General features: G+C 40.4%; 8 protein-coding genes and 2 pseudogenes. 5 read left to right on the top strand and 5 right to left on the bottom strand.

The features are described from left to right. Positions 1-681 (bottom strand): calcium-binding protein (locus ACFE93_RS31985; protein WP_375479734.1); only part of this gene is annotated, 681 nt, incomplete at its 3' end. Positions 682-1,783: 1,102 nt separating this feature from the next. Beyond that, positions 1,784-2,395: pseudogene (locus ACFE93_RS31980) on the bottom strand (IS982 family transposase). Between the two features lie 348 nt (positions 2,396-2,743). On the opposite strand from ACFE93_RS31980, the gene ACFE93_RS31975 reads away from it, so the two are divergent. Further along, positions 2,744-3,202: a Mov34/MPN/PAD-1 family protein gene (locus tag ACFE93_RS31975; protein ID WP_375479732.1), complete on the top strand. Its 459-nt coding sequence runs from the start codon at positions 2,744-2,746 to the stop codon at positions 3,200-3,202. Between the two features lie 235 nt (positions 3,203-3,437). Further along, positions 3,438-4,688, top strand: a complete 1,251-nt coding sequence (locus ACFE93_RS31970; protein WP_375479731.1) for a tyrosine-type recombinase/integrase — start codon at positions 3,438-3,440, stop codon at positions 4,686-4,688. Positions 4,689-5,027: 339 nt separating this feature from the next. On the opposite strand, the pseudogene ACFE93_RS31965 reads toward ACFE93_RS31970, so the two are convergent. Both ACFE93_RS31965 and ACFE93_RS31960 read right to left on the bottom strand, forming a co-directional pair. After that, positions 5,028-5,141, bottom strand: a pseudogene (locus ACFE93_RS31965) (ATP F0F1 synthase subunit C); the annotation flags it as partial. Between the two features lie 514 nt (positions 5,142-5,655). Continuing rightward, positions 5,656-5,841 carry a hypothetical protein gene (locus tag ACFE93_RS31960; protein WP_292775647.1) on the bottom strand — a complete coding sequence of 62 codons (186 nt, stop codon included), beginning with the start codon at positions 5,839-5,841 and terminating at the stop codon, positions 5,656-5,658. Positions 5,842-5,963: 122 nt separating this feature from the next. Here ACFE93_RS31960 and ACFE93_RS31955 point away from each other — a divergent pair, with 122 nt between their 5' ends. From ACFE93_RS31955 to ACFE93_RS31945, 3 genes are all read left to right on the top strand, one after another. After that, positions 5,964-6,341: a hypothetical protein gene (locus tag ACFE93_RS31955; RefSeq protein ID WP_375479728.1), complete on the top strand. Its 378-nt coding sequence runs from the start codon at positions 5,964-5,966 to the stop codon at positions 6,339-6,341. A gap of 420 nt (positions 6,342-6,761) precedes the next feature. Beyond that, complete coding sequence (gene moeB / locus ACFE93_RS31950) at positions 6,762-7,937, top strand: molybdopterin-synthase adenylyltransferase MoeB (RefSeq protein WP_375479726.1); 1,176 nt, start codon at positions 6,762-6,764, stop codon at positions 7,935-7,937. A 151-nt stretch (positions 7,938-8,088) separates the two neighbouring features. After that, positions 8,089-9,288 carry an MFS transporter gene (locus ACFE93_RS31945; protein ID WP_375479724.1) on the top strand — a complete coding sequence of 400 codons (1,200 nt, stop codon included), beginning with the start codon at positions 8,089-8,091 and terminating at the stop codon, positions 9,286-9,288. Positions 9,289-9,371: 83 nt separating this feature from the next. On the opposite strand, the gene ftsH4 is transcribed toward ACFE93_RS31945, so the two are convergent. Next, positions 9,372-11,240, bottom strand: a complete 1,869-nt coding sequence (gene ftsH4, locus ACFE93_RS31940; RefSeq protein ID WP_375479722.1) for an ATP-dependent zinc metalloprotease FtsH4 — start codon at positions 11,238-11,240, stop codon at positions 9,372-9,374. Between the last annotated feature and the right edge of the window lie 109 nt (positions 11,241-11,349).

The raw sequence follows: 11,349 nt of genomic DNA, 5'->3' as shown, positions 1-11,349 counted from the left end.
GAGGGAGTCATTGCCCGCACCACCTCTGAGCATGTCGTTCCCACTTAAGCCGTCAATGAGGTCATCTCCGCCCTGACCATTGATGACATCATCTGAGTTGTCAAAGCCGCTAACATTATTGTTCAGATCATTAAGAAAAGTGACTGTATTTTTATTGAAGATAATGCTTTGGGTCGAGTTGGCATTGAAGACATCAAAGCTATCTATGGTGCTAGTTTGTCCATCAAATAGGATATTGCCCAAGTCTACAGTGGCCCCTGTAGATTTGCTCAAGTTTTCCAGGTTTTCCAGGGCAAAGTTTTGCAGGATAACCGAGGCATCAAAAAACCTCATATAAGCATCCCCTGCAAAGCTGATTTCCAAATTGTTGCTTTTTTGGGTCAACAACAAATTTTGGGCACTGGTGCCATCGCCCTCGAATTCTAGGGTATCCACTTCGGCAATGACTGCTGCTGTCGGGTTTGTCCCTTTACCTACACCACCAAAATCGGTGATGATCGTAGTATCATCGTTGTTGTAGTAGTAGAAGACGAATTTATCGTTGCCGCCTCCACCACTTAAGGTGTCTTTGCCACCGTTAGGATATATGGTATCGTTGCCTGCAAGACCCTTAATCGTATCCGCTTCATTATAAGTACCCTGTAGGATATTATCACCGTTAGTTCCAATGATATCTGCCATAACTTTTACCTTTTTAAATCATTTTTTTCAGTAACTTCAGTTGTCAATTTGCAGATTGTGCTGTTTAAAGGCGCAAAAATTCACTGAAATCTACATACTTTATACGTCACCCTTGAGGAACAGTAAATTTCTCGGAAATTTCCCCGATTCCAAGGTTTTTACGTATACTTTTTTTATGAGTCTCAAACTATTTAAATCTTAAGCACTGTACCAATTAATTAGGGTGTGAATTTGCTATAACTAGTCATTTCAGGCTTTTTTTATTATCCTTGTTGAGTAATAATCACTCTTTTAAGTATCGAAAAATTCATCTTCAATGCCTAAAATTCATCTTTCATATTTGTTTTTTTGCCAGCGCCTAAGTCCTACTAAAAGATAAAATAATCAACAGTTGACTCTTAGTCGGGAAAAAGATTTTGATGCCTTCCTTGTAGGCTGTTATCCGTGGGTGTCTAGCTTGAAAATAGAGAACATCTCAAGAGCCTCAAAATAATTACATAGTCAATATCATACTTAGATGTCTATACTTAAATACTCATCTTTGCATACTCTTCACATTACTTGCTAAAAAATGTATAACAAGTATTGAGCTTTGTATATTCTTCATATTCTTTTATGTCTAGGCAATAAAAAAGTAGAACCTAGTAGGCAAATATTTTAAGAAGTGATAAAAATACATGTTTTCTTTTTTCAAGGCTGCGATACCTTCTCCTGTCGGAGACGCTGCGCGAACCCTAACGCCTGCGGTTTTTGCTAGCCTATGCCTTGGTTAACTTATACTACGATCAAGAGCGATCGCCTGCTAATGTATATGCGTGCAAGAATAGCTATAGGTTATAAAACTTATCAACGCAGACATAAACCAACTTAACCAAGAATAGTGCAAACCATCCACACCCATGCCAAAAGTTAAGGAATAAAACCCAACACCTACTCTCTGTTAACGTGAGTTCGACAACTAAAAAATGGCAGGAAGCAATGCAGGCAAATCTTTTGGATAAATGTCAATCGACGGTTTATTTGGCAAATAGGTGTAAGCAGCCAAACCAGCCATCAGATTGACCAAAAAGCTAAACACACTACGATGTCATAAGTGTTCTATTTAACACATGTGTTTGAGATGGTCATTGAGGGACTCAATTACCGCTCGTTTGCGTAAAATAATTTTATCAATCAGTTTTACCAAACGGTTTTTCATCTTCTTCTTGGATTTAGTGACTAACTTTAAACCTCGCTCATATAACTCCTCAAATAATTTTTGTGAAATATATCTTCGGTCTCCAAAGAGTTTACCAATTAAATCTTTAGTCATTTCTGGTACTGGCTTACGGTCGTCAACGTTGGCAGGAGTCAGCTAGAATGCCAGCCATTCCCCACAATCGTTAATAATCAAATGGAGTTTAAATCCAAAGTGCCAGCCAACAGAATTTTTACCCCATTTCACTAAGCCTTTAAAAACTTTATGAGCGTGGGAGCGGCAATTATGGCAAACATCAATCGGGGTAGAATCGATAAAACTAATCTCTGTAATCTCCCCTGTACGTATATGCAGAAAACAACACAACAACATTAAAGACCAAGGCATCAGTTCCACAAACCTTGTGTAGCTGACCAAGTTGGGAAACGCCTCACGCCAGCTTTGTAGCACGTGCAACGTGTAAAACTCCTTAAAAGTCTTATAACCACTACCATGAAACGCAATTACTATTGTCATCACTTCTGATAAATGCATCCTTGAGCGATTACGACGCTCTCCTTTTGTGGATGGTAACTGTGGTACTTGTTGCCACAAGTTCTCCCACTGGTTGCAAAAATCATCTACGTCCCAGAAAATTTCTGTGATGTCGAGGCGAGATACAATGGTAGACATAGCCGAGACCTGCTTTTTATTTGATATTTTTAGTCTCGGCGTTTTTTTGCGACTTTTTTCTCCATTCTCAATCAATCTTAGCGATCGCTTTAGCCTAGACTACGATCAAAAATTAAGCGATCGCCTGCGGTTTTTGCTAGCATACGCATTAAGCAAGAATTGTTAGAAGTTGCTAAAATTACAAACGCAGATATGATCCAACTTAGCCAAGAACACTTGCAAACCATCCGCACCCATGCCGAAAGCACCTACCCAGATGAGTGCTGTGGTATAATTTTGGGCTATCTGGCTAATGAGGGCAAAACTGTGGTAGAAGTCATGCTAACAGAAAATGCTTGGAATACAGAAGCGGCTGCTGAGTTTCCAGGGGAACGCATAACAGAAAGTAAAAGACGGCAATATACGATCGCACCCGAAGTTATGTTAAAAACACAAAAAGAAGCACGCGATCGCTCATTGAACATTATCGGGATTTTTCACTCCCACCCAGATCATCCTGCTATCCCTTCAGAATGCGATCGCCTATACGCTTGGCAGGGATACTCGTATATAATAGTTTCCGTCCAAAACGGCAAAGCTGGAGAACTCAAAAGTTGGAGCCTTGATGATACTCATCAGTTTCAAGTAGAGGAAATTGAAAATATAAAATAGGCTTAGTTTAAAGACAGTCACTTATAGCGGTTTTCGCCGCTATCACAGATGAAAATTCGTCTTTCCCACTCCTATGTCTATATAAGATCCAGTTTTTCGATAGGATTAATATTCCGCTTTCCCACATGATAACTGCTATGCTCAATCCCAATCTGGATTTTGTATAAACATCTTTAAGCACTACATAATTATGGATATAATACTTGCTATAGGCAATTACTAGAAAATTACTATCGTGTATAGCAAGCAAGAATCTAGCAAACAAGCGGACATAAGACTGGGAACCGATAAAGGTTCCTTGAGATTGCAATTCAGTAGCCGTGTTTCCCAACAGTTTTACGGAAAGAAACAAAAATATATAGGCTTAGGTAGACACGATTCAGACGAAAACAGGAAATGGGCGAACAGGATTGTTAGACGGATACAAGAGGATATTGATTATCAAAATGGTACTAACTTTGACCCTAGCCTTAATAAATACCTTGAACTCAAAAGCAATATTATAGAACTTCCAGGTAGCTTGATACTGCCCACGCTTAGGCAACTTTGGGAAGAATATGTAGATTGGAAAGTGAATACAAAGCAAATATCAACCGCTACATTATTAGGAAGATATAAACAAAATTTTGGTTATTTATTAGCTAGTTATTTTGATAAACCATTAACCGCAGAGTTAGCACAAACAATAATAGATGACTTGTGTGCTAGGCGTACCAATTCTGATTCTATTGGCAAGCTATTCAGTGCTTTAAGTTCTATGTCACAAAGAGGTATAAACGATGGCTCAATAAAAAAAGATTATTTTTCAGAAATTAAAAAATTTTACAAGCCACCCACAAAATCAAAACAATTGCAGGAAGAAGAGGACAATAGAGCGTACACAATTGAAGAAAGAGATTTAATAATTAATTCATTCTATTCATCCAAAAAAAAATCATTTAGACAAATGGCAGAATTAATCGAGTTCTTGTTTCTCACTGGTTGTAGACCGGGTGAAGCTTTTGCTTTGAAGTGGAAACATATTGAATTAGATAAAGGATGGATACGTTTTGAGGACGCTTACAGTTCTGTTAGCAAAGAAATTAAAAATACTAAAACTAACATCGTTCGCATTTTTAAATTAAAAAAAATGTCCCGACTAGCATTGTTACTTGAAAGAATAAAAGCAAAAAATAAAGAATTTATCTTTGAAGATTTAGTGTTTACTAAAATGAACGGTAAGCGTATTTCTTTGGATGCATTAGCGGGAGTTTGGGATAAAAAGTACAGTGAGGGAAAGATTTACAATGGAATTGTTATCGCATTAGCAGAAGAGGGGAAAATAAGCTATCTAAAACCTTATTCAACACGTCACACTTTCATTAGCATTCAGGCTAATAATGGTACAGATTTAGCTTTAATAGCTGATGTTTGTGGAACGAGCGTAGATAAGATAATGAAACACTATTTGCAACCAGATAAACAAAGAGAATTAACAGACATTTAGGCTTTTATTACCTATATTTATCCAAGTAATACTTCAAGTAAATTTAGAGGTAGAGACATATATCAAGACTAAATAATAACCCCACCTTGTAGTTTTAGGTGGGGTTTTATATTAATAATTACACTTGGATTATTCGCAGTGTAACTCTTTATTTTTTAACAGACTCTCAAACAATGCAATTCTTTCATCGCTCCTTGCTAAAAATTAGATTCCTCTAAAGCGAAGCTTACAAGTTTGGAGAACTTAACAAATTATTTGTCGCTGCGGTCAAATAATTTATCGCTCTACATTTGTATATCCTCAATTCCAGGGTTTTTGTATATTCTGAATTCCAGGACTTCCCGCAGGACTGCTAGGATCGACACTTGATTGACCTATACCTGGTCCAATTGCAGCTAGACCAATAGCTAGAGCGGCAGCTAGAACTGAAGCGGCAGAAACTAATGGATCCATAATGCTCCTTTTACCTTAGTTATTGTGAAATCGACTACATAGTAAATGTATCAAGCTGAAAACAGGATAGTCAAGGGTTCAGACAAAATATCCTACTTTTCCCACTTTTCCTACTTTTTTTACAAAGCGTTACAAAATAGGAACTTATTCGCTGATGAGTGTGAAAGTATGTCTGTTACGTCGTTACTGCCACCAAAAATAAAATTACAGTTTTGCAGTGTCTAGAATGCTTGCTACACACACCTTTTAGAAAAAAGACTCTCAAAGGTGAGTGTGATTTTAGTTGTTGATCAGCTATTTAGTATAGGTGGCATACACAAAAAAACCTCTAGAATGCTTATTCTTAGAGGGTTTTATTTTATCCAAGTATTACTCTGAGATTTTCAGAATTACTGATATATATCTACCTATTCTCCATCAACCGATTAATTAATTCCTGTTGTTCGAGTACCTGATAAAAGTTGCTTTCCAGTCTCAGTATGTTTTTAGAAATCAAATCGCAGTCCTATACTATTTACTGTTGCCTTCCTTTCTTTTCATCTAGTGCTTTTTGAACGGCATCTCTGCAAAACTGTGCTGGATTATCCTGCTTCTGTATTTCTTCCTTCATTTCCTTGGTAGCTCTAAAAGTAACATTTTCAGTTAATTCTTTACTCGGCGGATTGTCAAAGTTTTGAGGATTACCCTTACGGTTAGGCATTGTTGAGAGATGTAAACATAGCTTGTTTCGGCGCAAGCATCGAAATACAGTTTTATTCGGTAGGTAATTTACCCTGAGAAAGTTGTTACCTACCGATACCACTTTTAGAAAATGGCTACTCTATGTTTACACGAACAGAACTTGAAAGCAAAACTATCCAAGAATTACGTGATTTATGCCGTCGATACGGATTGAAACCAACTGGTAACGCTGGTTATAAAACTAGCTACGTTACTTCACTTATAGCCTTCCCTGCGATCGCACTCAATCAGATGAAAGAAGGAAGAGGAATAAAAAAGTTGAGCTTTGAGGCTTTTCAAAATATTGGTGCTGCATTGGATCAAGTGAATGATCCAACCGATGAACAGGCAGCACTTATTAAGCTGACGATGGAAGAGAGGAGATTACACGCTCCGCAGTCATGGGAACAGCAAACACTAATCAACCTCTACAAGGCTAAACAGAAATTAGAGGAGGTTATGTATTTGCTTGGTGAGTAGATAGGTTAAAAATTTCAAGCTAATAGCAAAAGACCTCATGGGAGGTCTTCTTTTTATGAATATGTTCAGAATACTTGGAGTAGTACTTGGAGTAGAAACAACATGATGAATGTATGAGTATATATTGAGCATTATACTTAGTATTAATTTATATTTATCGTACTAATTTATTACTTAAAATATAATATTTGAGCATTAAATGAGCATTTTTTATAATTTATAGGCTAAAAGTATTGATTTTACGTTATTTAAATCTTTCGCCATGAAAGGGGCATACAGTACACAAGCCTAGTGGTAAACTAGACTATTACTAGTAAAAAACAGCTAATACTAAATTTACTTCTAGACACTACTAAACACTAAATTACTATTTTAATACTAGAATTACTAGATTAAACCTTAAAACTATTGGTACATGGTATGTCGCTCAATCCTAATCCGGATGAAATCCAGTTGACCAAAGACGATTACGAACGCTACTCCCGACACCTGATTTTACCGGAAGTAGGACTAGAAGGACAGAAGCGCCTGAAAGCCGCTAGTGTAATGTGTATCGGTACAGGTGGATTAGGTTCACCACTACTTTTATATTTGGCGGCGGCGGGTATTGGACGCATCGGGATTGTCGATTTTGATGTTGTCGATACTTCTAATCTGCAACGCCAAGTAATTCACGGTACATCCTGGGTGGGTAAACCCAAAATTGAATCGGCAAAAAACCGCATTCACGAGATTAACCCCTATTGTCAAGTTGATTTATACGAAACCCGTCTGAGTTCCGAAAACGCCCTGGAGCTTATTCAACCTTACGATATCGTAGTGGATGGTACTGATAACTTCCCCACCAGATATTTAGTTAACGACGCCTGCGTATTGCTGAATAAGCCCAATGTTTACGGTTCAATTTTACGCTTTGAAGGGCAAGCTAGTGTATTTAATTACGAAGGTGGCCCGAATTATCGTGACCTTTTCCCAGAACCACCACCACCAGGAATGGTTCCTTCTTGTGCAGAAGGTGGCGTATTGGGAATTTTGCCAGGAATTATTGGTTTAATCCAGGCAACCGAAACTGTTAAAATTATTCTAAGACAAGGCAACACTCTCAGCGGGCGATTGCTGCTATACAATGCCTTGGATATGAAATTTCGGGAGTTGAAACTGCGTCCAAATCCAATTCGCCCAGTGATTGAAAAGCTGATAGACTACGAAGAATTCTGCGGGATTCCACAAGCTAAGGCAGAGGAGGCAAAACAGCAGATGGAAAGTCAAGAAATGACCGTCAAGGATTTGAAGGAGTTGTTAGATAGCGGTGCGAAGGATTTTGTACTGCTGGATGTCCGCAACCCCCATGAGTACGACATTGCCAAGATTCCGGGTTCAGTGTTGGTACCCTTACCAGACATTGAAAATGGGAATGGCGTTGCTAAGGTGAAAGAAATATTAAACGGTCATCGTTTAATTGCTCATTGTAAAATGGGCGGACGATCGGCAAAAGCCCTTGCCATTCTCAAGGAAGCCGGGATTGTCGGCACAAATGTTAAAGGCGGAATTACCGCTTGGAGTAAAGAAATCGATCCTTCAGTTCCGGAGTATTAAAAACGCTCCGCTTTCTCTAAGTGGATGAGGAGAGCAGGGGAGCATACTTCGACTACGCTCAGTAACCGGGGGAGCAGGGGAGCAGAGGGGAAGTTTTAGTAAGTAAGTTCTTCCCCACTCCCCAATCCCAATTCCCAATTCCCATCTCCTTATGACTACCTTGAAATCTCATCTAAATATTTTATGGGTGCAAGTTTGGGTGTTGGCAGCGGTGCAGGGAGCAATTACCCTCTCGTGGTTAATTTATAATATCTATTTGCCGCAACTTCTGACTCAGTTTGGTTTTTCTGCCTCATTGGCAGTTGGTTTGGTGCTAGTCGAAAATGCTTTGGGTGCGGTGCTGGAACCAGTGATGGGTGGACTTTCAGACCAAGCTAGACGCTGGGTAGGAACTCGGTTTCCTTTTATCTCAGTAGGTATGATTCTTGCATCGGCTTTGTTTATTGCCATACCATGCGTTGTAAGTTTGATTCCGCCTACTATCGTGATGCGATCGCTCTTACCTATAGTATTGGTTGCTTGGGCATTAGCAATGACAATATTTCGCTCTCCAGTTATGTGCCTATTGGGGATGTACTCGACACCAGCCCAGTTACCTTTAGCAGTAAGTTTTGTCACTTTAACAGGCGGTGTGATTGGGGCTTTTAGACCGATAAGCTACAAGTTTATTTTAAGCTTAGGCCCAGTTTATACCTTTGCGACCGGTTCTTTTGTGATGCTGGGGGCAGCGGCTGTATTGCGGTTAGTCAATCCCCCAGAAGCACCAGTGAATAGACACCAAGCAGAAACAGTAAAATTGCCCTTACAGAAATTGGCGTTGATTTTAGGAACTGGTTTCGGTGTCGCGTGGGGTATTCGATTTCTCATGGATGTCTTGGGTAAAGTGCTGAAAGCCCAACTGAATACTGATAATATTGATGTGCTGATGGTGTGGATTGGACTAGCGATCGCAATTGCCAGCATACCCGCTGGAATCTTCGCTGTCAAAATTGGTAATCGTCAAGCAATGCTTTGTGGGATCTGTGCAATCATTCCTTCGTTATTGATAATGATATCTGTGGGCGCACAAATTCCGATAATTGTATTAATTGTTGCTAGCTTTAGTTTAATTGTCAACGGGGCAATTCCTTTTGCTTTAGGGTTAGTACCCCAGCGGTGGGCGGGATTAGGAATTGGGACGTATTTTGGTGGGTTTGCTTTAGCGATGAGTTTATTTGGTGTTATATTTTCCCAGCCGCAAGCAATAACACCTTTTATTGGTGCTGTTGGGGGTGCATTGGCATTTTTCCTGGCTGGTGTTTGCATTGCGATAAGTGGGATTTTTGAAACGCAGAGAAACGCAGAGGTTTAACGCATAGGCGCTTCGCCTTCCCGCAGGGTAGGGACGCAAAGTTATCCTCTGCATCCCTCTGTGTACGAATTACGAATTACGAATTACGAATTAGCTACGGGTTTCACTTGACTCAATAAACTGTGCAGTTTTTCGCCTTCAATGACCTCTGTTTCTAAGAGTTGAGTAGCGATCGCTTCTAGCAAGTCTCGATTCTGTCTGAGAATCTCTAGGGCTTGTTCGTGGGCTGTTTCCACGATTTCCTTGACTTCGATATCAATCGCTTTCGCCGTATCTTCGCTTACCAATCTGCGAGGATTAGTAGTACCATTGCCCAAAAATGCTGCTTGTTGTCCTTGTTGATAAGCCAATGGCCCTAAGACTTTACTCATGCCATAAGCTGTTACCATCCGTTCTGCCAAGTCAGTTGCTCGTTGCAAATCGTTGGAAGCACCTGTGGTAATACTATTAAATACAACCTCTTCGGCGGAACGTCCACCCAATAAAGTGGCAATCTGACCCCGCAATTCTGCTTCATTCATCAAAAAGCGGTCTTCAGTTGGTAATTGCAGAGTGTAGCCCAAAGCAGCCATCCCACGAGGAATAATCGAAATCTTTTCTACACGACCGTTTCCTGTTGTCAGCGTCCCGACCATTGCGTGACCAACTTCATGGTATGCAACAATCTTTTTCTCAGTCTCGTTCATCACGCGACTCTTCTTCTCTAAACCGGCGACTACCCGCTCAATTGCTTCGGCAAAGTCTTCTTGAGCAACCTTTTCACGCAGATTGCGCGCTGCCAATAATGCAGCTTCGTTCACCAAGTTTGCCAAATCTGCGCCAGCAAAACCGGGGGTACGAGTAGCGATCGCTCTTAAATCTACATCATCTCCTAATTTTACCTTTTGAGCGTGAATCTTGAGAATTGCTTCACGATCAGATAAATCGGGACGGTCTACTAACACTTGGCGGTCAAAGCGGCCTGGACGCAGCAATGCAGGATCTAGTACTTCGGGGCGGTTGGTAGCTGCTAGCACAATTACCGTTGCATCCCCAGCTGCAAACCCATCCATCTCAGTTAGTAATTGGTTGAGGGTTTGTTCTCGCTCATCGTTACCACCGTAGAAGCCGTTACTGCTACGAGACTTACCGATCGCATCTAATTCATCAATGAATACAATACAGGGAGCTTGTTTTTTGGCCTGTTCAAACAAATCCCGCACTCTAGAAGATCCTACACCGACGAACAATTCTACAAACTCGGAACCAGAGATGCTGAAAAATGGAACTCCTGCTTCTCCTGCTACGGCTTTCGCTAAAAGTGTCTTACCAGTACCTGGAGGACCAACCAACAATACACCTTTGGGAATCCTAGCGCCAATTTGCGTAAACCGTGCCGGAGTCTTGAGGAAATCTACAATTTCCACTAACTCAGTTTTTGCTTCTTCTACCCCAGCTACATCTGTAAAGGTGATTTTAGCGGATTCGCCTTCAACGTAAACCTTAGCCTTGCTCTTACCAATGGAGAGAACACCTTGGGGGCCACCACCACCGCTACCACGGGCGAGAAAGAACTGCCAAATACCAATAAAAATCAGTGGTGGAATCACCCAACTTAAGAGGGTTGTAAACCAAGTATTTTTGGGTGGTGGTGTAGCAGCAAACTCAACTCCCTTTTCTTCTAGCAGTTTGGGTAACTCTAAATCAAAGATTGGTGTAGTTGCAAATACCGACGGCGATTCGGCATTTTCTGTTTTTAGTTGGTAAAGAATCTGGTTTTGACCAACGGAAACGCGGCTGACTTCCCCTTCCTGTACTTGATGAATAAATAAGCTATAAGGAACACCAGTAGGGCCAGAAGCAAATAAACCAGGCAGAAATAAATTTAAGAGCAGGAATAGCCCTGATACTGCCAGTAATATATTAGCAACGATCCGAAACCGAGGTGACTTAGGCTGTTCTTTAATTGCCATAGATTTTACCAATCCTTAAAATGAAAACTAATTTGAAAATTGTGTATGGGGGAGCCACTGCGGTCTTGGGGTCTCCCCAAGTAGAGCAAGTGGCGTCATTGGGCATTGG

Source organism: uncultured Nostoc sp., from assembly GCF_964247315.1.
Classification (GTDB): Bacteria; Cyanobacteriota; Cyanobacteriia; order Cyanobacteriales; family Nostocaceae; genus Nostoc.
Note: the sequence above shows the minus strand (reverse complement) of the source record. Positions and strands in the feature narration are given on the sequence as shown.